This window comes from Amnibacterium sp., from assembly GCF_036559085.1.
Lineage (GTDB): Bacteria > Actinomycetota > Actinomycetes > Actinomycetales > Microbacteriaceae > Amnibacterium.
In genome coordinates this window covers 117565-140348 of record NZ_DATBTU010000075.1, presented here as the reverse complement: position 1 = coordinate 140348, position 22784 = coordinate 117565, and the positions used below count along the sequence as shown (strand labels likewise).

20 protein-coding genes are annotated in these 22784 nt (G+C 74.2%); 9 read left to right on the top strand and 11 right to left on the bottom strand.

The genetic code is table 11. The features are described 5' to 3' along the window. The first annotated feature begins 70 nt into the window (after positions 1-70). Positions 71-2458 carry a phosphoketolase family protein gene (locus tag VIG76_RS14310; protein ID WP_331955331.1) on the top strand — a complete coding sequence of 796 codons (2388 nt, stop codon included), beginning with the start codon at positions 71-73 and terminating at the stop codon, positions 2456-2458. A gap of 3 nt (positions 2459-2461) precedes the next feature. Here VIG76_RS14310 and VIG76_RS14305 read toward each other — a convergent pair whose 3' ends face one another. The 4 genes from VIG76_RS14305 to VIG76_RS14290 all read right to left on the bottom strand — a co-directional run bounded on the left by VIG76_RS14305 (position 2462) and on the right by VIG76_RS14290 (position 6616). Continuing rightward, a complete protein-coding gene (locus tag VIG76_RS14305; RefSeq protein WP_331955329.1) occupies positions 2462-5239 on the bottom strand; it encodes an ATP-binding protein in 2778 nt (925 codons plus the stop codon). Continuing rightward, a complete protein-coding gene (locus VIG76_RS14300) occupies positions 5236-5670 on the bottom strand; it encodes a hypothetical protein (RefSeq protein ID WP_331955327.1) in 435 nt (144 codons plus the stop codon). The genes VIG76_RS14305 and VIG76_RS14300 overlap by 4 nt, the downstream gene beginning before the upstream one ends. A 70-nt stretch (positions 5671-5740) precedes the next feature. Further along, positions 5741-5941: a hypothetical protein gene (locus tag VIG76_RS14295; protein WP_331955325.1), complete on the bottom strand. Its 201-nt coding sequence runs from the start codon at positions 5939-5941 to the stop codon at positions 5741-5743. Positions 5942-6070: 129 nt separating this feature from the next. After that, positions 6071-6616 carry a GNAT family N-acetyltransferase gene (locus VIG76_RS14290; protein ID WP_331955323.1) on the bottom strand — a complete coding sequence of 182 codons (546 nt, stop codon included), beginning with the start codon at positions 6614-6616 and terminating at the stop codon, positions 6071-6073. 122 nt (positions 6617-6738) lie between these two features. Here VIG76_RS14290 and VIG76_RS14285 point away from each other — a divergent pair, with 122 nt between their 5' ends. Beyond that, positions 6739-7128, top strand: coding sequence for a hypothetical protein (locus VIG76_RS14285; RefSeq protein ID WP_331955321.1), 390 nt, complete (start codon positions 6739-6741; stop codon positions 7126-7128). Between the two features lie 14 nt (positions 7129-7142). Here VIG76_RS14285 and VIG76_RS14280 read toward each other — a convergent pair whose 3' ends face one another. Beyond that, positions 7143-7418 (bottom strand): hypothetical protein, encoded by a 276-nt coding sequence (locus VIG76_RS14280; protein WP_331955319.1) that lies wholly within the window; start codon positions 7416-7418, stop codon positions 7143-7145. Positions 7419-7644: 226 nt separating this feature from the next. Here VIG76_RS14280 and VIG76_RS14275 point away from each other — a divergent pair, with 226 nt between their 5' ends. Next, a complete protein-coding gene (locus VIG76_RS14275) occupies positions 7645-7986 on the top strand; it encodes a DUF2568 domain-containing protein (protein WP_331955317.1) in 342 nt (113 codons plus the stop codon). A gap of 1 nt (position 7987) precedes the next feature. Here VIG76_RS14275 and VIG76_RS14270 read toward each other — a convergent pair whose 3' ends face one another. Together VIG76_RS14270 and VIG76_RS14265 are read right to left on the bottom strand one after the other, a co-directional pair. Beyond that, positions 7988-10765, bottom strand: coding sequence for an ATP-binding protein (locus tag VIG76_RS14270; RefSeq protein WP_331955315.1), 2778 nt, complete (start codon positions 10763-10765; stop codon positions 7988-7990). Positions 10766-10839: 74 nt separating this feature from the next. Beyond that, positions 10840-11613: an SDR family oxidoreductase gene (locus VIG76_RS14265; RefSeq protein WP_331955313.1), complete on the bottom strand. Its 774-nt coding sequence runs from the start codon at positions 11611-11613 to the stop codon at positions 10840-10842. Positions 11614-11705: 92 nt separating this feature from the next. Here VIG76_RS14265 and VIG76_RS14260 point away from each other — a divergent pair, with 92 nt between their 5' ends. The 6 genes from VIG76_RS14260 (at position 11706) to VIG76_RS14235 (ending at position 18563) form a co-directional block, all read left to right on the top strand. Next, entirely contained in the window at positions 11706-13022 is a 1317-nt protein-coding gene (locus VIG76_RS14260) for a bifunctional o-acetylhomoserine/o-acetylserine sulfhydrylase (protein WP_331955311.1), read from the top strand. Positions 13023-13101: 79 nt separating this feature from the next. After that, positions 13102-14307, top strand: coding sequence for a homoserine O-acetyltransferase MetX (metX, locus tag VIG76_RS14255; RefSeq protein WP_331955309.1), 1206 nt, complete (start codon positions 13102-13104; stop codon positions 14305-14307). Between the two features lie 55 nt (positions 14308-14362). Then, positions 14363-15097: a response regulator gene (locus tag VIG76_RS14250; protein WP_331955307.1), complete on the top strand. Its 735-nt coding sequence runs from the start codon at positions 14363-14365 to the stop codon at positions 15095-15097. A gap of 256 nt (positions 15098-15353) precedes the next feature. Further along, entirely contained in the window at positions 15354-16562 is a 1209-nt protein-coding gene (locus VIG76_RS14245; RefSeq protein ID WP_331955305.1) for a sensor histidine kinase, read from the top strand. Continuing rightward, positions 16559-17866 (top strand): hypothetical protein, encoded by a 1308-nt coding sequence (locus VIG76_RS14240; RefSeq protein WP_331955303.1) that lies wholly within the window; start codon positions 16559-16561, stop codon positions 17864-17866. The genes VIG76_RS14245 and VIG76_RS14240 overlap by 4 nt, the downstream gene beginning before the upstream one ends. A gap of 43 nt (positions 17867-17909) precedes the next feature. Next, positions 17910-18563: a response regulator transcription factor gene (locus VIG76_RS14235; RefSeq protein ID WP_331955301.1), complete on the top strand. Its 654-nt coding sequence runs from the start codon at positions 17910-17912 to the stop codon at positions 18561-18563. 63 nt (positions 18564-18626) lie between these two features. Here the strand turns inward: VIG76_RS14235 and VIG76_RS14230 are convergent, their stop codons facing one another. From VIG76_RS14230 to VIG76_RS14215, 4 genes are read right to left on the bottom strand one after another with little or no spacing between them, the layout of a single operon-like run. Continuing rightward, complete coding sequence (locus VIG76_RS14230) at positions 18627-19895, bottom strand: glycosyltransferase 87 family protein (protein WP_331955299.1); 1269 nt, start codon at positions 19893-19895, stop codon at positions 18627-18629. Positions 19896-19908: 13 nt separating this feature from the next. Beyond that, positions 19909-21444: a ferredoxin--NADP reductase gene (locus VIG76_RS14225; RefSeq protein ID WP_331955297.1), complete on the bottom strand. Its 1536-nt coding sequence runs from the start codon at positions 21442-21444 to the stop codon at positions 19909-19911. Beyond that, on the bottom strand, positions 21441-22316 hold the full coding sequence (locus tag VIG76_RS14220; protein ID WP_331955295.1) for an FAD:protein FMN transferase: 876 nt from the start codon (positions 22314-22316) through the stop codon (positions 21441-21443). Before VIG76_RS14220 ends, VIG76_RS14225 begins: the two co-directional genes overlap by 4 nt. Continuing rightward, positions 22313-22720: a hypothetical protein gene (locus VIG76_RS14215; RefSeq protein ID WP_331955293.1), complete on the bottom strand. Its 408-nt coding sequence runs from the start codon at positions 22718-22720 to the stop codon at positions 22313-22315. The genes VIG76_RS14220 and VIG76_RS14215 overlap by 4 nt, the downstream gene beginning before the upstream one ends. Between the last annotated feature and the right edge of the window lie 64 nt (positions 22721-22784).

Genomic DNA, 22784 nt, shown 5'->3' with positions numbered 1-22784 from the left:
CGCCCGCTGTTCATGGCTCTCCGACCGGGCGGGGGGCTGCCGTCCAGGCTGTCGGGTGACGCTGAGGCGTGTGACCGCAACCGACACCGCCGCCCCCCGCACCACCGTCGACGACGAGCTGCTGGACCGGATGCACCGCTACTGGTCGGCCGCCAACTACCTCTCCGTCGGGCAGATCTACCTGCTCGACAACCCGCTGCTGCAGCAGCCGCTCGCGCCCGAGCACATCAAGCCGCGCCTGCTCGGCCACTGGGGCACGACGCCCGGGCTGAACCTCGTCTACGTGCACGCCAACCGGGTGATCAAGGAGCGCGACCTCGACGGGATCTTCATCGCGGGTCCCGGCCACGGCGGCCCCGGCGTCGTGGCGAACACCTACCTCGAGGGCACCTACTCGGAGGTCTACCCGCACATCTCGGAGTCGGAGGACGGGATGCGGCGCCTCTTCCGGCAGTTCTCGTTCCCCGGCGGCATCCCGAGTCACGCGGCGCCCGAGACGCCCGGCTCCATCAACGAGGGCGGCGAGCTCGGCTACTCGCTGATGCACGCCACCGGCGCCGTCTTCGACAACCCCGACCTGGTCGCCTTCACCGTCATCGGTGACGGCGAGGCGGAGACCGGCCCGCTCGCCACGAGCTGGCACGCGCCCGCGTTCCTCGACGCCGCCCGCGACGGGGCGGTGCTGCCGATCCTGCACCTCAACGGCTACAAGATCGCGAACCCGACCGTGCTCGCCCGCATCCCCGAGGAGCAGCTGCTGCAGCTCATCCGCGGCTGGGGCTGGGACCCGATCGTCGTCGCCGGCGAGGAGCCCATGGCGGTGCACCGGGCGATGGCGGAGGCGCTCGACACCTGCCTCGACCGCATCGCCGCGATCCAGGGGGCGGCGCGGAACGGATCCCGCCCGCAGGGTCCGGCGCCCTGGCCGATGATCGTGATGCGCACCCCGAAGGGCTGGACCGGCCCGAAGGAGGTCGACGGGAAGCAGATCGAGGGCACCTTCCGCGCCCACCAGGTGCCGCTGTCCGAGGTACGCACGAACGAGGGACACCTGCGCGAGCTCGAGGCGTGGATGCGCCGCTACCGCCCGGAGGAGCTGTTCGACGAGGACGGCCGGCTCGTGCCCGAGCTGCAGGAGCTCGCGCCCGAGGGGCCGCGGCGGATGGGGGCGAACCCGCACACGAACGGCGGGGCGATCCTCAAGGACCTCGAGCTGCCCGACTTCCGCGACTACGCCGTCGAGGTCGAGGAGCCCGGCTCGACGATGCACTCGGCCACGACGGTGCTCGGCGACTACCTCCGCGACGTGATGGCCGCGAACCCCGACCGCTTCCGGCTGATGGGCCCGGACGAGACCGCGTCGAACCGGCTCCAGGCCGTGTTCGGGACCACGGACCGCGCCTGGCAGGAGCCGATCCTGCCGACCGACGACCACCTCGCGCCGAACGGCCGGGTCATGGAGGTGCTGTCGGAGCACCTCCTGCAGGGCTGGCTGGAGGGCTACCTGCTCACCGGGCGCCACGGGCTGATGAGCTCGTACGAGGCCTTCGCGCACATCGTCGACTCGATGGTGAACCAGCACGCGAAGTGGCTGCACGACATCAACCGGATCGAGTGGCGGCGACCGATCGCGAGCCTGAACTACCTGATCACCTCGCACGTCTGGCGGCAGGACCACAACGGGTCCAGTCACCAGGACCCCGGCTTCGTCGACCACGTCGTGAACAAGAAGGCGGAGATCGCCCGCGTCTACCTGCCGCCGGATGCGAACTGCCTGCTCTCGGTCGGCGACCACGCGCTGCGCAGCCGGCAGTACATCAACGTGATCGTGGCGGGCAAGCAGGAGCAGCTCGACTACCTGACGATGGACGAGGCGATCGCGCACTGCACACGGGGGCTCGGCATCTGGGAGTGGGCGTCGACCACCGTGAACGAGCCGGATGTCGTGCTCGCCGCCGCCGGCGAGATCCCCACGATGGAGGTGCTCGCGGCCGCCGACCTGCTGCGGCAGCACGTGCCGGACCTGAAGGTCCGGGTCGTGAACGTCGTCGACCTGATGCGCCTGCAGTCGGACCGCGAGCATCCGCACGGGCTGCCGGACCGCGAGTTCGACGCGATCTTCACTCCCGACAAGCCGGTGGTCTTCGCCTATCACGGCTATCCGACGCTCATCCACCGCCTCACGTACAAGCGCGCGAACCACGACCAGTTCCACGTCCACGGGTACATCGAGGAGGGCACCACCACGACGCCGTTCGACATGGTGATGATGAACCGGCTCGACCGGTTCTCGCTCGTGTCGGACGTCATCGACCGGGTGCCGTCGCTCGGCACCGGGTACGCCGCCCTGCGCCAGCGGATGAGCGACGCCCGCCTCGCCGCGCGCACCTACACGCGGGAGCACGGCGAGGACGACCCGTCGATCGCGGACTGGCGGTGGCCGTACGGCCGCGGCTGACCCTCAGCCGAGCGGCCAGGTCATCGGGGCGGCGCCGCACGCGGCCATCTCGCCCTCGCCGCGCTCGCGGAGCGCGCCGCCGGCCATGATGCGCGTGCGCGCCGCCTGGTAGCGGGCGCCGAGCGCCTCGAGGCGGTCGGCGATCGCCGGCAGGCCATCACCGTCCTCGCGCAGGAGGGCGTCCGCGCGGTCGACGAGGAGGGCGGTCACCGGGTTCTGCTCGACGATGGACCGGGCAGCGGCGATCCATCCGGCCGCGCCCGGTACCGCGGCGATGACCGCGACCTCCGTTCGCAATGCCGCGTACCAGGGGCGCCACAGGTTCTCGTACCAGTCGTCCCTGCCGTTCCTGCCATCGGGCGCGGTCGCCGCCGTGTCGAGCGCTCGCGTGCTGTCGCCGCCGTGCAGCAGCGGGAGGAGGCGGCAGACGAGCACCTCGAAGTACTGCTCCCGGAAGTCGCGCGTCAGCAGCGCCCGCGCGATCCCCAGCCATCGCGCCGCGTCGTCGTCGTCGCCCTGGAGGGCGGCCGCGCAACCGACGGCCATCGCGGTGGGGCTCAGGCTGTTCACCCTGGGACGGCCGGCTCGCTCCCAGCCGTCGAGGAATCGCACGCCGAGATCGCGGGCGAGCTGCACGTCGCCGGCGATCGCGGCGACGATGATCGCTCTCGACACCGCCAGGTACCCCTCGCCTGCGTGCGACGGGAGGGTGAGCAGCCTGCCGCTCAGGCGCCTCGCCGCGGGGATGTCGCCGACGCCGATCGCGCACTCCGCCGTCATCTGCAGCGCATCGGTCAGCTCGGCGCCGATCTCCGGGCTGATGCCGAGCGGTGCGAGCAGCTCGATCCGCTCGGAGGCGGCGGCGAAGGCGCCGGTCAGATCGCCCCGGGCGAGGCGGATGGTGCAGATCCCGTCGAGCACCGAGCTCCGCCCGACGCGGTCGTCCAGCCGCTCGAGCTCGGGGAGGAGATCGAGCGCGGCCGACTCCTTCGCCGGATCCTCGTCGTGCATCCCGAGGATCTCCGCGACGGCGATGCGAGCGAGCGCGCGCGGGTCGCCGCCGGCGAGCGGACGCGCCTCGTCGAGCACCGGCTCGGCGGCCTCGGGCTCCGGCCGCGGCGTGATGATGCCCCGGAACCGGACCATGGCCTCGGCCTCGCGGGCGAGCTGGACCGCCGCCAGGGCGTCGTCGCCCGCCTCGCGGAACGCCCGTGCAGCCTCCCCGCGCAGGCGGATGGACGGGGCGCCGAACTGCCGTGCCTCCGCGGCCCCGGCTGCCGCGACGAGCATCCGGCCGCGGCTCGCCGGATCCGCCGCGAGCACGGCCGCCTGCTCGAAGCGACGCTGCGCCTCGGCCGGGATGCCGCGGGCGAAGACCAGCCGCGCGATCCGCTCGGCGAGCCGGAAGGCTCCCTCGCGGTCGGCCGCCGGGAGGTCGTCCCGGGCGAGCGCCGTCCGCGCCTCGTCGGCGAGGGCGTCGACGTCGCGGGTCCACCGCTCGTCGTCCTGCGCCTCCACCGGCAGCTGCTCGGCATGGACCATGCACCACCGCAGGTGCGCGGACCGCACCGCGGTCGTCTCCCCCTCGGCCTCGAGCAGCTCGGCGCCGTACTGGCGGATCGTCTCGAGCGCCCGGTACCGCGTGCCGTCGTTCGTGCTGACCGCGTCCAGCAGGCTGCAGTCGACGAGGGCCGCGAGCGCCCCGGGCACCGCGCCCCTGGTGACGCCGGGCAGCGCGGCGACGACGTCGGCCGCCGCGGTCGCCGGGAACGGCGTCGCGAACACGGACACCCGCCGCAGCACCGCGCGCTCCTCGGGAGCGAGCAGGTCGTGGCTCCAGTCGACGGCGGCGCGGAGCGACCGGTGCCGGGCGTCGGCGCGGCGGCCGCCCGTGAGCAGCGCGAGGCGGTCGCCGAGGCCGGCCTCGAGGCCATCGAGCCCGAGCGAGGGCAGCCGAGCGGCGGCCAGCTCGATCGCGAGCGCCACGCCCTCGAGCCCGGTGCAGATCGCCCCGACGCGCTCGCGATCCGCATCCGTCAGTCGCGTGCCGGCCGCGAGCGCCCGGGCGGTGAAGAGCGCGGCCGCGTCGCCGTCGGGGCCGGCGGAGAGGCCGGGGACCGGGAACACCCACTCGAACGGCACCGCGAGGCGCGTGCGGCTCGTCGCGAGCACGGTGAGGCCGGGGCACCCGGCGAGGAGGCGCTCGAGGAGCTCGGCGACGGGATCGAGCAGGTGCTCGCAGTTGTCGAGCACGAGCAGGGTGGTCCTCGTGCTCAGCCACGCCTCGAGCGCGTCGACGGGGGCGCGACCCTGCCGCTCCTGCACGCCGATCCGCTCGGCGATGGTCGGCGCGATCCGCGCCGGATCCGTGATCGGCACGAGGTCGACGAGCCACGACCCCTCCGGGTACCGCTCGGCGAGGTCGGCCGCGACGCTGAAGGCGAGCCGGGTCTTGCCGACGCCGCCCGGTCCGAGCGCGGTGACGAGGCGGTGCTCCCCGAGCGCGACGGCGAGGGCGGCGCGCTCATGGGCGCGGCCGATGAACGACGTGAGGGTCGAGGCGACCGGCGGCGCAGATGCGGCGGGCTCGACCGCGAGGCCCGCGAGCGCGCGACGGTCCCGCGCACCCGTCTTCCGCAGCAGCGACGCGACGTGGCTCTCCACGGTGCGGACCGACAGGAACAGCCGCTCGGCGATCTCCGCGTTCGTCGCGTGCCCGGCGAGCGCCGCGAGCACCTCCCGCTCCCGCGGGGAGAGGGCGTCGGCCGTCCCGGTGCTCACGAGCGGGAGTCCTGCTCCGTCGCGACGCCCGATGCCGGCGGCCCCACCGGCGCCGCCCCGCACGCCCGGCGCTCCGCCGCCCCGCGCGCCGCCTCCGCACCGCCGGCGAGCAGCCGGGTGCGCGCCGCCTGGTACGACGCCCCGAGCCCGTCCAGCCGGCAGGCGATCGCCGGCAGCGTCGCGGCCCGCTCGAGCACGTCCCGGGCGAGCCGGGTCTTGCCGGGCCCGCCCGGCCCGACGGTGGTGACGAAGAGGTCGGCCGCGAGTGCGGCGGTGAGCCGCTCGCGTTCGCGCTTCCGGCCCACGAACGAGGTGAGCGGAGCGACGGCCGGATGCTCGGCGGCGACCTCGGCGTTCGTGCCGTGCTCCGCCAGCGCACGGAGGACGTCGAGCTCGCGGGCCGAAAGCGGTACGAGCGGGCGGCTCTGCACGAGATCGGATCATCCTCCCCGCGGGGCCCGTTGCACAGGGCCCCGCGTCCGGAGGGGCGGTGGGAGCGGCTCAGACGGTGGCGGGACGCTCGGCGTCGAGCGCCGGCGCGGTCGTCTCGGCGGAGCGGAACAGCCGGGCGGTTGCGGCGAACAGCGCTTCGCGGCGCTCCCGGCGCTCACCGCGGCTGCGCCGCGAGATGCGGACTCGGGCCATCCGGTCGTACTGCGACTGGAGGGCGAAGTCGGTGTGGAGGGTCGTGGGCTGGAACATGATCGGCTCCTTGATGATCGGGAGGATCTGGATGACCGAGAGGCTTGTCCGGGGCGGCCCGGCACACATCCGTGCTCACCACCGAACCCACTACGGAACCGCGCGCTCCGTGGTGGCGCGCAGCCGAGCTCAGTGGAGGCGGAGCCGGAGCGCCGGGTAGGACGACGGGGTGAAGCCGAGCGAGCGGTAGCGGGGTTCGCCGCTCGTTGTCGCGGGGGCCCCCGAGCGCCGGTTACGACGCGACGCGAAGCGGCGTGGCGTCCGTGCACTTGGGGAGAGATCGAGGCGGCGCGCGTCCGTCTCGCGCTCGAACCAGTCGAGCAGCGCCGTGACGCAGGCGCGCGCGTAGCCGCGGCGCTGGAACGCCGGCAGCGTGCTGACCTGCGAGACGTGCCCCCGGATGCCGACCGGGTTCGACGGCGAGGGCGGCGGATGCTCCACGAGGCCCAGCGCGCAGGCGACCGGACCGACGCCCGGCTCGTCGACGACGAACGCGGCGACCTCGTCCGTGCGCGGCAGCCATGCCGTGAACCAGGCCTCCGCCGCGGGCCGCCAGGGCGCATCCGGAGCATCCGGAGCATCCGACGAGTCCCCCATGTCGGCGTACATCTCGGCCCGCAGGCGGACGAGCGCTGCGGCGTCGGCGGCTCCGGCCCGGCGCACGGCGATCGTCACGTCGCCATTCTTTCGAAGACGTCGCGGCCTCCGCTCCTCCACAGGCCGCCGAGAGCGAGCTCCTCGGATCCGGATGCACGCCGCTCCCCGCCGAGCGCCGCATCGGCAGCACGATCCCGGCCATGAACGAAGAACCGGGCGTCCCCACCGACGCCGATCTGCTCGAGTCCGTGCGCTGCCTCGTCGGCCCCGCGATCCGGAACCAGCTCTGGCTGTTCCCCTACGACGAGGACGGCGTGCCGATGCAGCTCGTGGTCCCGATCGAGGGCGTGCCGTTCACGCCCGACGTCGTGCCCCGGCTGGCCGAGGCGGTGCTCGAGATCTGCCGGTCGGCGGACGCCGGCTCGGTCGGGCTGCTGTGGGAGCGGCCCGGTCCGCAGCGGCTCACGCCCCGGGAGGCGGCGGCTGTCGACGCGACCGTCACGGCGATCCGTGCCGACCTGCCGGTTCGCGCGTCCTTCCTGTCCTGGGACGATGACGTCACGGCGCTCCCGCTGCGGGCGGCAGCGTGACCGGCCGTCCCAGGTCAGCCGAGGACGCCCTCCTCGAAGTTCTTGTCGATCTGGCTGATGTGGACCTCGGCGCTGTTCGGCAGCGCCTCCAGCGCCGACCGGAGGGCGTCGAGGGTCGAGGGGGCGGGTGCGACGGCGATGCCGGCGCCGACGTCGGGGAGCATGCGGGGGGCGGCGGTCGCGGGCGTGGCGCCGACGGCCAGGAGGAGGGTGGCGGCCGCTGCGACGGCCAGGACGCCGCGACGGACGTGCCGCAGGTCGGCGGAGCGGGAGGTGGTGGTGTGGATCATGATCGACTCCTTCGGTTGTCGATAGACAGGAGGCTCGGCAGGGCCGCGTGATACGAGATCCGTGCCGGTTCCCGAAACCCACTGCCGACCTCGCGGTCGGGAATCACGGATTCTCGGCGCTCGCCGAGGTCCTGGAGGCGATCGGGGGTGCTCCCGGATCGGGCCTGGCCGCTGTCGTCGGACCGCGATGTCCGTCGGCTCCCGCCGGGACCGGCAGCATGATCGGGTGCGCTTCGCGATCCTCCTCAACGCCGTGCTCGCCCTCGCCTGCGAGGCGGCGCTGCTCGTCGCCGCGGTCGGCATCGGGCTCGCGCTCCCCGCCCCGCTGCCCGTGCGCGTCGTGGCGGCCGTGCTGCTGCCGGTCGTGGTCGTCGTCGTGTGGGGCGCCTTCCTCGCACCACGGGCGGCCCGCCGCCTCGATCCACGGGGCCGGCTGCTCACGGAGGCGGTGCTGTTCGCCGTCGCTGTGGCCGGCCTGGCGTTCGTCGGCGCGACGGCGGCCGCCGTGCTGCTCGCGGTCGTGGCCGGCGCCCGCCTGATCCTCGGCGGCGTGATCGGGCGGGTCTGACCTACTTCCGGACGGTGGCGCCGAGCCGGGCCATGTCGGCCGCCCCCTGCTCCCGCAGGTCCCCGGGTGCGGCGAGGAGGCCCGTCCGCGCCGCCTGGTAGGGGCAGCCTGCCGCGCGAAGGCGCTCGGCGATCGCCGGCAGCGCTGCTTCGTCCCCATCGAGCAGCGCCGCCGCCCGGTCGAGCAGGGCGACCGCGATCGGGTTCGGCGCCCCGACGCGGCGCGCGCGGGCCACCCGTTCGGCCGCATCCGGGAGGTCGGCGAGCACGGCGGCCTCGGCCCAGAGCGCGGCGTACCAGGGGCGCCAGGCGGCGTTGTACCAGTCGTCCGGTCGCAGGGGATCGCGGGTGAGTCGCCGCACCGCCTCGTCGAAGCGGCAGCGGTGGAGCAGCACCAGGACCTCCAGGCTGCTCAGGTCGAACTCCTCGTCGCGCTCGGGGCCGGTGAGCAGCAGATCCGTCACCGCTCGCCACTCGGCAGCGGCCGCGTCGTCCCCGAGCAGCGCGAAGGCCACCGAGGCGGACAGCGCCGGGGCGCTGAGGTTCGACGCCAGGGGACGGCCCGCACGGTCCCAGTCCTCGCGGAAGCGCTCGGCCATCAGGGCGCACCGCTCGAGGTTCCCGGCGAGCGCGTCGACGATCAGCAAGCGTGTGGTCGCGAGGTGCTGCTCCTCCGCGTAGTAGGGCAGGGCGAGGATCCGACCCGCGAAGCGCGCGGCGAGCGTGAGGTCCCCCACACCGACGGCGCAGCCGGTCGACATGCCGAGCGCGTCGAAGAGCTCGAAGCCGAGCTCCGGGGTGATCACCAGCGGGTCGAGGAGCTCGACGCGCCGGAACGCGCTCGCCGCCCCGGCCTGGAGATCACCCAGCGTGAGCTGCACCGCGCAGAGGGCGTCGAGCGCCACGCTCTCCCCGACGGCGTCGCCCGCGCGGTGCGTGAGCTCGATGGCCCGGCGCGCGAGCTCCGCGCTGGTCGCGTCGTCCTGGGGCGCGAGGCACGCCTCGGATGCGAGCACACGGCCCTGTGCGACCGGGTCGTCGCCGGCGAGGCGGCGGGCGTCCGTGAGCAGCGACCGGACCTCCTCGGGTCCCGGAGGCGGGGACAGCATGTTGAAGCGGATGACCAGCAACGCCGCCTTGGTCAGCTCCTCGGCGCCCCCGGCGGGATCGCCGGCCCGGACGAACGCGGCCGCAGCGTCGCGCCGCAGGCGGAACGACTCGTTGCCGGCTTGTCGCGCCTCCGCCGCACCCGCCGCGGCTCGGAGGCAGGACGCAGCGGTGGCGGGATCTGCGGCGAGCGCCGCCGCCTCCTCCAGCCGTCGCTGCGACTCCGCGGGCCGGCCGCGGGTGAACAGGGCCGACCCGAACCGTTCCGCGAGCCGGTACGCGACGGCGCGGCAGTCGGGGCGCCCTCGCGCCCAGGCCAGCGCCGCGCGGAGGTCGTCGGCGACGGCGTCGAAGTCCTCCCGCCAGAGCTCGCCTCCCGCATCCGTCCGCGAGCGGAGCTCCTCCGCCTCCCCGGCGCACCAGGCGAGATGCGCGGAGCGGGTGGCGAGGTCCTCGCCATGCTCCGCGAGCCGCTCGGCGCCGTACTGGCGGATCGTCTCGAGCAGCCGGTAGCGGGTTCCTCGTGGGCCGAGCTCGGCGATCACGAGACTGCTGTCGGCCAGCTCCGCCAGCACCTCGACCTCCGCCCCGGTGCTCCGGTCGTCCTGGAGGACGCTCGCGGCAGCGGAGGCGGAGAAGGGCGCCGCGAACACGGCGACGCCGCGCAGCACCGCCTTGTCCGCGGCCGGCAGCAGGGCGTAGCTCCAGTCCAGCGTGGCGCGCAGCGAGCGATGGCGGTCGTCGGCCCGGCGGCCTCCGGTGAGCATCGGGAGCCGGTCGGCGAGCCCCGCCTCCAGGCCGTCGAGCCCCATCGCCGGCAGGCGCGCGGCGGCGAGCTCGATCGCGAGGGCCATGCCGTCGAGCGCGTCGCAGACGTGGGCGACGCGCGGCCGCAGCTCCGGGCCGAGCACCACGCCGGCCGCAGCCGCCCGCGCCTCGAACAGCCGCACGGCGTCGCCGGGGGCGCCGTCCCGGTCCGAGGACAGCCCGGGCACCGGGAAGACCGATTCGAACGGGACCGCGAGCCGCGTGCGGCTCGTCGCGAGCACGACGAGGCCGCCGCTCGCGAGCAGCAGGTGCTCGAGGAGCGCGGCGACGCCGTCGAGCAGGTGCTCGCAGTTGTCGAGCACGAGCAGCAGATCGCGGCCGGCGAGCCAGGCCGCGAGTCCCTCGGCGAGCGATCGGTCCTGCCGCTCCGGGATGCCGAGCACCGCGGCGATCGCGGGCGCGACCCGTTCCGGGTCGGTCACCGGGACGAGATCCACGTACCACGCGCCGTCCGCGTACCGGTCGCCCCGCTCGGCCATCACCGCCTGCGCGAGGCGGGTCTTCCCCACCCCGCCGGGACCGAGCGCGGTGACGAGCGGGTGCTCGTCCAGCGCCGCCCCGAGCGCCTCCCGCTCGGCCACGCGGCCCACGAAGGACGTGACGGAGGAGCGCGTGGAGCGCCCCGATCCGGATCCCGCTCGCAGCAGGCCTGGTGCCGCGGCGATCAGCGCTCGCCGGTCGCCGGCGGACGTCTTGCGCAGCAGCGCGGCGACGTGACTCTCCACCGTCCGCACCGAGATGAACAGCTCGGCTGCGATCTCGGCGTTCGTACGGTGCTCGGCGACAGCACCGAGCACCTCCCGCTCACGCGGCGAGAGGGTGTCGGAGCTGCGCCCACCGGTCACGCCGGAATCCTCCGCCTGCCGGCGCCGGCGCGCACCTGCGATCTGCGTCGAGGTGCGGTGCCGGGCCGCCGGCGTCAGCGCTTGACGGCGATCTTCCCCTTCACGAGCTTCGACGGGGCGGCCTGCGCGACCGGCTTGATGGTGATCAGGTCGAGGTTCACGTGCGCCGGCAGCTCCACCGCGCCGACGATGCTCTCGGCGATGTCCTCGGCGGTCAGCGGCTCGGGGACGTCCGCGTAGACGGCATCCGCCCTGGCCTGGTCGCCGCCGAAGCGGTTGAGGGAGAACTCCTCCGTCTTCACGAGTCCCGGCGCGACCTCGATCACGCGGATCGGCTCGCCGGCGAGCTCGAGGCGCAGCACCGCGACGAGGGCGTGCTCGGCGAACTTCGCCGCGTTGTACCCGCTGCCGCCCTCGTAGGCGATGTGCCCGGCGATCGAGGTGACCGTGACGATGTCGGCGGATCCGGTCGCCTCGGCGCCGTCCCGCAGCAGCGGCAGCAGGGCGGACGTCACCCGTTTCGTGGCGATCACGTTCGCCTCGAACATCCACCGCCAGTCCTCCACGCTGCCGGCCTCCACGGTCGCGAGCCCGCGGGCGCCGCCGGCGTTGTTGACGAGCGTCGTGAGCGGGCCCCCTGCGGCGACCTCGGCGGCGAGGCGGTCGACGTCCTCGGCGACGGTGAGGTCCGCGACGACGAAGTCGCAGCCGGTCTCCGCGGCGAGCGCCGCGAGCCGCTCCTGGCGCCGCGCGACGGCCACGACGTCCCAGCCGTGCTCGCGCAGAAGGCGGACGGCGGCCGCCCCGATCCCCGTGCTGGCCCCGGTCACCACTGCTCTGCGCGTCATAGGGCCATTCAAGAGCACGCGCGCTGGGCCTTCGTTACGGCATGTGTCGCCGCCGCTACCGCCCCGCGGCCCACCTTCCTAGCGTTGCCCGCATGACCGAGCACTCCTGGCACTTCGAGACCGAGCAGATCCACGCCGGTGCAGCCCCCGACCCCGTGACCAACGCGCGGGCGACCCCCATCTACAAGACGACGTCGTACGTCTTCAACTCCGCCGACCACGCGAAGAACCTCTTCGCCCTCGCCGAGTTCGGCAACATCTACAACCGCATCCAGAACCCGACCCAGGCGGTCGTGGAGGAGCGGATCGCGGCCCTCGAGGGCGGCACCGCGGCCCTGCTGCTGGCCTCCGGGCAGGCGGCGGAGACCTTCGCCGTGCTGAACATCGCGCAGGCGGGCGACCACATCGTCTCGTCGAGCTCGATCTACGGCGGCACCTACAACCTCTTCAAGTACACGCTCGCGAAGCTCGGCATCGAGACGACCTTCGTCGAGGACCAGGACGACCCCGAGGCGTGGCGCGCGGCCGTGCGGCCGAACACGAAGCTGTTCTTCGCGGAGACGATCGGCAACCCGAGGATCAACGTCCTCGACATCCGCACCGTCGCCGACGTGGCGCACGAGAACGACATCCCCCTGATCGTCGACAACACGATCGCGACCCCGTACCTCATCCGCCCGTTCGAGCACGGGGCCGACATCGTCGTGCACTCGGCGACGAAGTTCCTCGGCGGCCACGGCACCGTGGTCGCGGGCGCGATCGTCGACGGCGGCCGCTTCAAGTGGAGCGAGCACGTCGACAAGTTCCCGGGCCTCACCGAGCCGGACCCCTCGTACCACGGCGCCTCGTACACGACCGCCGTCGGCGACGGCATCGCGTACATCATCAAGGCGCGCGTCCAGCTGCTCCGGGACATCGGCGCCGCCGTCTCCCCCGACACCGCCTTCTCGCTCATCCAGGGCATCGAGACGCTGTCGCTGCGGATCGAGCGGCACGTGCAGAACACGCAGGAGATCGCCGAGTGGCTCGAGAACCACGAGGACGTCGCCAGCGTGAACTACGCGGGCCTGCCGTCGAGCCCCTGGTACGCCGCGGCGAACCGCTACGCCCCGAAGGGCGTCGGCGCGGTCGTGTCGTTCGAGCTGAAGGGCGGCGTCGACGCCGGCCGGCGCTTCGTCGAGAGCCTGCACCTGTTCAGCCACCTCGCGAACATCGGCGACGTGCGCTCGCTCGTCATCCACCCCGCCTCGACGACGCACTCGCAGCTCACGCCCGAGCAGCAGCTGACGACCGGTGTCACGCCGGGCCTCGTGCGCCTCTCGATCGGGCTCGAGCACATCGACGACCTGAAGGCGGACCTCGAGGCCGGCCTGAAGGCCGCCCGCTCCTTCCAGGAGACCACGGTCTAGGACCATCCGATCCGGAAGGGGCGCCCTCGCTGTCACACAGCTGGGGCGCCCCTTCCAGCGCATCCATACTGGGCGGGACATGGACTGGCAGACGTCGGAGGACTCCGAGGCGGCGCGGCCGATCACGGACGCGGATGCGCGCCAGCTGATCGGCAAGCCGCCCGCGAGCGGCGCCTGGCGGGAGGGTGATCCGGTCGCCGACCGCCGCTTCGTCCCGATCGGCGACCTCCCCCTCGAGGTCGGCGGTTCGCTGCCGCACGTGCGGATCGCGTACGAGCAGTGGGGCACCCTGAACGCGGCGCGCGACAACGCCGTGCTCGTCCTGCACGCGCTCACCGGCGACGCGCACGTCGTCGGCCCGGCGGCACCCGGCCAGCCGACGGCGGGGTGGTGGGCCGGGATGGTGGGGCCCGGCCTCCCGATCGACACCGATCGCTGGTTCGTCGTCGCCCCGAACATCCTCGGCGGCTGCCAGGGCACGACCGGCCCGGCGTCACTCGGCCCCGACCTCGTCGAGTGGGGCGGCCGGTTCCCCTTCCTCACCATCCGCGACCAGGTCGCCGCGCAGGCCGCGTTCGCCGACGCGCTCGGCATCGACCGTTTCGCCGCGGTGCTCGGCGGCTCGATGGGCGGGATGCACGCCCTCGAGTGGGCCATCGGGCTGCCCGATCGGGTGGGGCGGGTCGCCGTGCTCGCCGCGCCGCCCGCGTCGACCGCGGACCAGATCGCCCTCAACTCGGTGCAGACCGAGGCCGTGCGCTCGGACCCGCGCTTCCGGGGCGGCGACTACTACGACGCCCCCGACGGCGAGGGGCCGCACCGCGGCCTCGCGCTCGCCCGACGGATGGCCCTGCTCAACTACCGCAGCGCGGGTGAGCTGAACGAGCGGTTCGGCCGCTCGTGGCAGAGCGACGTCTCCCCCCTCGGCGCGCACGGCCGCTTCGCGGTCGAGTCGTACCTCGACTTCCACGGCAACCGGTTCCCGCGCCGCTTCGACGCGAACAGCTACATCCGCCTCGTCGACGCCATGAGCTCCCACGACGTCGGCCGGGGCCGCGGCGGCGTCGAGGCCGCCCTCGCGACGATCAGCGCCCCGACGCTCGTGCTCGGCATCGACTCGGACCGGCTCTACCCCGTCGCGGACCAGGAGCGGATCGCGCGGGCGGTCCCGACGACGGTCGACGGACCGCGCCCGATCGTGCTGGAGTCCCCCTTCGGGCACGACGCGTTCCTCATCGAGCGCGAGGCCGTGGGGCGCTCGATCGCCCGCCTGCTGAGCCTCTGAACGGCGCGCCCCCGGGGGCGTCCTTCGCCCTACGATGGGCGCCGGGAGGGACCGCATGACGATCGAGGAGCAGCGGATCGGCACGATGACGGCCGACACGCATCCGCTGTCCGCGCATCGGCGCCCGCTCGACGGCAACGGTGCCGGCACCCACCGGGTGCGGATCGCGATCGTCGACGACCACCGCCTCCTCGTCGAGGGGCTCGCCGCGCGGCTCGGCGCGGCCCGCAGCCGCATCGATGTGACGGCAGCGCTCACCCGCTGGGACGACCTGCTCACGCATCCGGCCTTCCCCGTCGACGTCGTCGTGGTCGAGTACAACCTCGAGGACGGCGTGCCGTTCGACCAGAAGCTGAAGTCGCTCGAGGAGGCGCATGTCCCCGTCGTCGTGCTCGCCCGCTCCGGCGACCCGGCCACCGTGCACGCGGCCCTGTCCGCGGGTGCGGCGGCGTTCGTCGCGAAGACCGAGTCGGCCGACGAGCTGGTCGCTGCGGTGCACGACGTGGCGCACGGGCGGCAGCACCGCTCCCCCGCGGTCGCCGCGGCGCTCGAGGAGTACGCGAACCGCGCGGATCCGAGCCTCGGCAAGCAGGAGCTCATGGCGCTGCAGCTGTACGCGGGCGGCCGCAGCGTGCACGAGGTGGCCCTGCACATGGCGACGACCGACCAGACCGCGAAGAGCTACATCAAGCGCGGCCGTCGCAAGTACCGGGCGGCCGGCGTCGACCTCGGCACGAAGCTGCTGCTGCGCCGCCACGCCATCCGTGAGGGCTGGATCCCGCCCGAGTGATCGCGCCGCGCTGATCGCGCCGTTCCGGAGAAACCGGACGACACGCCGCAGTTCGAGCGCCGCGGACGGCGTGTCGCGCAGGAACTCCGGATCCGCGCGATGGGTGCCTGCATCCGCCGACGCGCTCGGGTACCGGATGGGAAACGCAAAACCTTCAACCGGCGCGGCACCCCCTGTCCGGGGCACGGTGTGTGTTTCCATGACGACTCGCGCCCCGCACCCCCGCGGCCGCGCGTCGACACCCGCAGCGGAAGTCATGGAACGCATCCTCAAGCAACGCGACCGGCTCCTCGCCGAGAGCGCCCGGCTGATCGGGCTCACCTCCACCGTCGTCGCGTTCCTGCTGCTCGTGCTGGGCGGCATGACGCTCCCGGCGCTGCTGCTCGCGCTGCCGTTCTTCGCGCTGCTGGCGGGCGCGCAGGTGCGGATGGGGCAGACGAAGGCCGTCGAGTGGCCGATCGCCACCATCGTGCTCGGCCTCGCCGCCGTCATCCTGCTGCGCTGCGAGGCCGCGGGCGCCTTCACCGGCTGGACGGGGCTCGCCGGCACCGCCGAGCTGCCGCTGCCCCTCGCCGACGCGATGCGGGTGCTCACCTCCGGTGCGATCGCCGCCGCCGCGGTGCTGCTCACGATCAGCCTCGGCCGCATGCTCGTGCTGGTCGGCGCGTTCGCGGTGACCATGATCGTCGTGGTCGTCGTCTTCGCCGGCCAGACGCTGCTCGGCCTCGCCGCCCTCTCCACGATCGCCGGATGGAGCGGCCTCGTCGCCGCCGGCGCGGTGCTGTCCGCCGGCCTGCTGCGAGCCGCCCGCCGCGTCTCCTCGATCGGCCGCGCGCACCGCAGCGAGCGGCAGGCGAGCGAGACCGAGGCGCAGCGCCGCCAGGGCGCGCGCCTGCTGCACGACACCGTGCTCGCCACCCTCACCCTGCTCGCCCACTCCGGCGTCGGCGTCAGCCGCGACGCGCTGCGGCGCCAGGCCGGCGACGACGCGCGCCTGCTGCGCCAGCTGCGCCTCTCGGCCTCGCCGCTCAGCGTCGTCTCGGGCCCCTCCGCTGACGACGAGGGCACCAGCGACGGCGCGACTGCGGACCCGGGTGACTCGCTGGAGAGCGTCCGCCAGCGGTTCGAGCGCCTCGGCCTCGAGGTCAGCTGGCACGGCGCGACGTCCGTGTCGCTGCCGCCGCAGAAGCTCGACCGCTTCCTGCTGGCGCTCGGTGAGTGCCTCGAGAACGTGCGCCGACACTCCGGCGTCAAGGAGGCGCACGTCACGATCACCGACGACGAGACCACGGTCCGCGCGCTGGTCACCGACAACGGGGTCGGATTCGAACCCGCAGCCGTCCCGGCCGGCAAGCTCGGCTACCGGGAGTCGATCGTCGCCCGCCTGACCGAGATGGGCGGCAACGCCCGCGTCTTCTCGGCCCAGGGCTCCGGGACGACCGTGGTCCTGGAGGTTCCCCGATGACCGTCGCCCCCGAGCAGGACGTCGCCGTCGCGTCGATCCTCGCCCCTCGGCGCGCCCACCGCACCGCCACCGCGGACCGCGACGACGTCGTCCGGCGCCTTCCCGCGCTCCGGCTGCCGCGGGCGGAGGCGGGCCCCCGCCCGGCGCGCACGAGCCTCGGGACCGGCTTCCTCGGCATCGCCGCCACGATCATGGCGGTGCTGCTGCTGTGCTTCGACATCGGGCGGTTCGCCTTCGAGTGGCGCAGCTATCCGGCGCCGGGGCTCGCCGCGCTGGCCTGGCTGCTGCTCGCGGGCCTGCTCGTCGGCCTCGCCTTCGCCTCGCGCTCCGCCGGCGACACCCTCAGCCCCTGGATCGGCGGCGCCCTGGTCGGCGGCCTCGGCGGTGTCGTGGCGCTCGACGCACTCGCGGTCTGGGGCGGCGGTGACCTCGCCCGTGATCTCACCGCTGCACCTGCGACGGCGCTCGTGCTGCTGGCGATGGTCGGCGTGCGGTCCAGCCGGAGCGTCATCCTCGCCGCCGGCGGCCTGGGCCTCGTGCTCGCCGTCCTCGTGCTCGCGTCGTGGGCCGGCTCCCCCGTGCCCGAGGGCGGCCTCGAGTCCGCCGTCGCGATGATCGGCCGCGCGGTGCTGCCGCCGGTGATCGCGGCCCTGATCGTGCACTCGTTCCGGCGGATCGTCGGCCGCGAGCTCGAGCGCGTGCTCGTGCAGTCCACCGTCTCCGCGCCCAGGTTCGCGGTCGGGATGCTCGCCTCCGAGGAGCTCGCCCGCCTCGACCTCGCCGCCGAGCAGCTGCTCGACTCCGTCGCCACGGGCCGCACCCGGCTCCCCCTGAACCCCGCCTCGGCGCAGGCGGCGGCCGAGCTCGCGACCGAGCTGCGCCTGCACCTCATCGAGGGGCGCAGGCAGACCTGGCTCTACCACGCGATCAGCGAGTCCGAGCTGCTCGGCCGCGCCGTCACGCTGTCCGACCCGGAGTCGCTCGCCGGCCTGCTCGACCCGAAGCAGCGCGACGCCCTGCTGCAGGCGGTCTGGCTCATGCTCGGCGACACCCCCGAGCGGTCCCGCCGCAGCGCGACCCGCGTCGCGATCGAGATCACGGTCGGCCCGGCGAAGCCCGTCGAGGGCAAGGCGAAGACGATGCGGGTGCCGATCGTCATCCAGACCACCGGCGTGGCGCGCAGCCGCGTCGACCCGGCCACGTGGGACGCTATGCGCAAGGTCGGACGCCACATCGACTCCCAGCGCGGTGGCAGCCTCTGCGTGGAGATCGACTGCGTGGTCGAGAAGCCCGCCGAGCGCTGACCCCGCCCGTCCGCCCCCCCACGGCGCAAGCAAAGGACCCCCCGTGACCGACTCCGGCACCATCCGCCTCGCCCTCGTCGACGACCACAAGATGCTCCTCGGCGCCCTCACCGAGTGGATCCGCGGGGCCGCCTCCGACATCCAGCTGGTCGCCGCCGTGACCACCTTCCCCGAGCTGCTCGCGCACCCCGGCTTCCCCGTCGACGTGGTCCTGCTCGACGTCGACCTGAAGGACAACACGCCCGTCTCCCTGCGCCTCGCGCAGCTGAAGCAGACCGGCGTCTCGACGGTGCTCATGTCGAGCTACACGGAGCCGAACATCGTGCGCGAGGCGCTCGCCTCCGGCGCGCTCGGCTACGTGCCGAAGAGCGAAGACGTGTCGATGATCGTCAACGCGATCCGCGCCGCCCACCGCGGCGAGGCCTACATCTCCGCCGAGCTCGACCTCGCGATCAACTCCGGCGACGTCGGCGGATCCCCGAAGCTGTCCGCGCAGGAGCGCCGCGTCATGGCCCTCTACGGCGGCGGCGAGCCGGTGAAGACCGTCGCCTACGAGCTCGGCATCTCCGAGGAGACGGCGAAGTCCTACCTCAAGCGCATCCGCGAGAAGTACCGGGTCGCGGGCTTCGACGTCGGCACCAAGGTCGCGCTGCGGAAGCGCGCGATCCAGGACGGGATCCTGCTCCAGACCGACTGACCGGTCGCATCCGGAACCAGCACGCGATCGCGCGGAGGCCTCGGCTTCCGCGCGATCCGTCGTTCAGGACAGCGCGCGGTCCGGCAGGCGCTCGGGCTGCGGCCGCGTGCCCGGCGTCGTCTCGGCGCGCGTGCGCAGCAGCGCGCCGATCGTCCAGGCGAGCAGCACGACCTCGAGCAGGTTGCGCAGCTCGAGCACGATGATGCCGATCGGCGCCGCGTTCACGACGAGCGAGTAGCCCCACGGGTACACCAGCTGGGTGAGCACGGCCATGATCGGCACGACGATCGCCGGGAAGCGGAACCGGCGGGTCGTGAGGAGGCCGAGCAGGATCGGCGCGACGAACCAGGTGAGGTACTGCGGCGAGCCGACCTTGTTCAGGGCGAGGAACGCGGAGACGAGGCCGAACGCGGTGAGCGCGACGACGTCCTCGTCCCGACCGCCGCGGAGCCGGGCGAGCAGGGCCAGCCCGAGCACGATCAGCGCCCCGACCGCGAGCACCGCCGTCATCACCGCCGCGGTCTGCGTGACGCCGACGCCCGCCACCTGGAAGGTGAGGATGTCCCGGTCGTAGTAGACGGATGCGCCGGGCACCCGCAGCAGCACGTCGATCAGCCAGAGGCCGGTCACCGGCGCCTCGACCTGCAGCCCGCGGCCGGTCTGCGCGGCCACGAACGAGAACACGTTGCGCCCGGCGCCGAGCGCGACGGCTCCGCCGATCACGACGGCGGAGGTGAACGCGACGCCGGTGATCACGGCGGCGGTCCGCTTGCCCGCGACGAGCAGCGCGGCGATGACCGCGGCCGGCCAGACCTTCACCCAGGTGGCGACCGACAGCAGCACCGTGGCGAGCAGGGGTCGCGATCCGATCACGAGCACGCCGGCGATCGCGATCGGCAGCGCGACCGCGTCGATCCGCCCGATCGCGACCGGGCCGAGGCAGGCGGTGAACAGCACCCACCACCACGCGAGCCGGCGGCTGCGCCGGGCGACGAGCACCAGCGCGCCGACGTCGAGCAGCGTCACGAGCACGACCCAGACGGGCCCGTAGGCGGCGTCGCCCGCGACCGACACCGCGAGCATCGGCACGAGCGCGAGCAGCGGGTAGACCCACGGGGTGTCGATGCCGACGAGCTGCCCGTTCTGGTGCCAGTAGTCGATCCAGAAGCGGTAGACGCTGATCACGTCGCCGAACGGAGTCGGGTCGGCCCAGGGGCCCCCGAGGCCAGGCACGAGCCCGGCGACGCCGAGCAGCCCGTGCAGCAGCACGAATGCGGCGATGAGGACCACGAGCCCGAGGGGGCGACTCCGCCGGCCGCCGCTCCCGCTCACGGGGCGAGCGTACTCAGTACCCGGCGAAGGCGTCGGTCCGGATGCGGCGCACCCCCGCGGCGCGGAGCACGGAGCGGGCGCGGGCGATGAACGCCGGCGATCCGGAGACGTACGCGATCCGCCGCCGCGGCTCCGGGAGCACCGCGGCGAGCGCCGCGGCATCGAACCGCTGCGCCACGTGCCAGTGCTCGGGCAAGCCGCCGAGCGTGCCGGGGTCGGGACAGACGACGAGCACGCGGACGCCGCTCGCCACGAGCACGTCCCGGTACGGCAGGTCCTCGCCGGTGGCCACCCGGTCGACGAGGAGCACGTCGCGCGGCGCCTCGCCGGCCGCGATCGCCGCCCGCTCCGCCTCCAGCTGGCTCACGAACGGAGTGATGCCGATCCCGCTCGCCACGAGCAGCAGGGGCGTCGACCGGTCGTCCGGCAGGGTGAACGCCCCCGACACCGTGACGGCACGGACCGGGCTGCCGAGCGGCAGCACGTCGAGCGCCTGCTTGAAGCTCGACATCGGCTCCCGGGTGCGCACCGCGACGCGCAGCGCCGGATCGCCTGGCGGCGACACGATCGTGAGGGTGCGCCGGATGCCGCGCCGGTCCGCGCCGCGGTGCGGCAGCTGCAGCTCGAGGTACTGGCCGGCGCGGTGCAGCACCGGGCTGTCCGGCGTGAACGCGTACTCGGTGGCGCTCGCGGTCAGCGGGCGGCGGCCGGCGAAGCGCAGCTGCGCCGCGACGGGACGGGCGAGCAGCACGGCGAGCACGTTGCCGAGCAGCAGCGTGAGCTCCGGGCTCGGGCCGAACGTGGCCACCCGGAACGGCAGCACGTAGGGCACCGCGAGCAGCACGGCGATGAGGCCGGCCTCGAGCATCCGCTGGCCGGTGCGGGGCGGCAGGGTGACGGGCTCGGTGAACATGAAGCCGGCGAGGAACACCAGCGGGGTGCTCGTCAGCGCGACCGTGACCGCCGCCAGCGGCTCCGCGCCCTGCGCGACGGAGGCCGTGGACTCGAGCAGCGCCCCGGCGGCCACGAGCACGAGGGCCGGCAGCACGGCGCCGACCCGCACGGCGACGAGCAGCCCGGTGACGGCCACGAGCGGCAGCAGCACCGGGTTCGCGACCCACCAGACCCCGCCCGACAGGCCGGTCAGCCCGACGACGAAGGCCCCTGCCGCGGCCGGGTTCAGCACGTGCCGGCCGCCGACGGTCACGAGGTACTTCGACGCGGCGGCGACGATCGCGGCGGCCGCGAGCAGCAGGAGGTCCACGGGCTTGGTCGAGGGGTAGAGCAGCAGGAAGAGGATCAGCCCGGTGATCAGGGACGAGGTGCCGTGCACCGGCGCGCGGGAGATCGCGCCCATCAGCGCTGCCGCGAGCCGGGCTGCGACGAGCGCGACGACGAGGCTGCTCACGAGGCCCGCCGTCGGGTAGCCGATCCAGTGCGGGATCGAGGCGATCACGGCGACGAGGGCGATCGCCGCGAGGCAGATCAGCACGAGCCGCGCCATCGGGATGCGCCCGAGCGGCCCGCGGATGCGGTCGACCACGATCACCGGAAGACCTCCGGTTGCAGCGACGGGGACCAGTGGGCGCGGCCGTCGGCCGCCATCCGGAACCAGTCGAAGGCGAAGTCGGCCTCGAGCGGCTCCGGCCCCACGAGGAACAGCGCGGTCGCGAGCGCGTCGGCGAGCATGGCGCTGCCGGCGACGGCCCAGGTGGCGGCGACCGTGTCGACGGGCCGGCCGGTGCGGCCGTCGAGCACGTGATGCAGGCGGCGGCCGTCGGGGGCGGTCCAGGCTCGGCGGCCCAGCGCGGATCCCGCGATGGCCGCATCGGCCAGCGTGACCACCGCCACGGCGGCCTCGGGGTCGAAGGGGTGCTCCAGGGCGACGCGCACCGCGGGGCCGACGACGCGGATGTCCCCGCCGGCGTCGACCGTGCAGGCCGGATGGCCGGCGGCGACGAGCAGCTCGGTGACGAGGTCGACGAGCTGGCCCTTGCCGGCCGCGCCGACGTCGAGCACGGCCGGCTCGTCCAGGGTCGCGACCGTGCCGTCGAGGTGGAGGGCCGTCCACGCCGGCGCGGACCGGTAGCCGGGACCGGCGGCGAACGAGTAGCCGGCGTCGTAGCCGAGGTGCTCGAGGGCGCCGCCGGCCAGGGGCGTCACCCCGCCGTCCGTGATGCGGGCGAAGGCGAGCAGCAGGTCGATCAGTGGCGGCGCCCAGCGGCCGAGGTCGACGGGGCCGCCGGTCGCGGCCAGCCGGGCGACGGCCGAGTCGGAGCGGAACCGCGAGAACGTCCGGTCGTACTCGGCGACGAGCGCGTCGACCCGGGCGCGCACCGCGGGCTCGAGAGGCCGCTCCGTCGTGATCCGCCAGGTGGTGCCGATGGCCTCGAACGCCGTGACCGAGGTCGTCGCGATCACTTGGCCGCTTCGCTGCGGATGGCGTTCAGCGCCGCATCGAAGCCCGCGCCGGTGAGCGACGAGCCGGAGACGGCGCCGACGGTCAGTCCCGCGAGCTTCTTGCCGACCACGACGCCCGCGATGCCGGACTCGAACGCCGCCTCGTAGTGCTGCGCGTTCGGCGTGCCGCCGGACCCGGTGACCTGCACGGACCGCACGATCCCGGACGCGACGGACAGGGTGACGTGGACGGACTCGGGGCCGCCCGGGGTGTCGTAGTCGCCGGTCGCGGAGTAGGTGCCGTCCTTCGCCGGCCCGGCCGGCGCCGCGGACTGCGCCGGGACGGCGGCCCCGGCTGCCGTGCAGCCCGCGAGCAGCCCTCCCACGGTGATCCCGAGTGCGGCCGCGGCTCCGATTCTTCGCACGATCCGACCGTAGACGGCGCTCGGGGCGTCGCTGCGCCACGGGCCTTGGAAGCGCCTCAGGATC

Bases quoted from the DNA above. Each gene is read 5' to 3' on its own strand.
- VIG76_RS14295 (WP_331955325.1), bottom strand. From the start codon at position 5,941: ATGTTCCAGCCCACGACCCTCCACACCGACTTCGCCCTCCAGTCGCAG.
- VIG76_RS14285 (WP_331955321.1), top strand. From the start codon at position 6,739: ATGAACGAAGAACCGGGCGTCCCCACCGACGCCGATCTGCTCGAGTCC.
- VIG76_RS14280 (WP_331955319.1), bottom strand. From the start codon at position 7,418: ATGATCCACACCACCACCTCCCGCTCCGCCGACCTGCGGCACGTCCGT.
- VIG76_RS14265 (WP_331955313.1), bottom strand. From the start codon at position 11,613: ATGACGCGCAGAGCAGTGGTGACCGGGGCCAGCACGGGGATCGGGGCG.
- VIG76_RS14260 (WP_331955311.1), top strand. From the start codon at position 11,706: ATGACCGAGCACTCCTGGCACTTCGAGACCGAGCAGATCCACGCCGGT.
- metX (WP_331955309.1), top strand. From the start codon at position 13,102: ATGGACTGGCAGACGTCGGAGGACTCCGAGGCGGCGCGGCCGATCACG.
- VIG76_RS14250 (WP_331955307.1), top strand. From the start codon at position 14,363: ATGACGATCGAGGAGCAGCGGATCGGCACGATGACGGCCGACACGCAT.
- VIG76_RS14245 (WP_331955305.1), top strand. From the start codon at position 15,354: ATGGAACGCATCCTCAAGCAACGCGACCGGCTCCTCGCCGAGAGCGCC.
- VIG76_RS14240 (WP_331955303.1), top strand. From the start codon at position 16,559: ATGACCGTCGCCCCCGAGCAGGACGTCGCCGTCGCGTCGATCCTCGCC.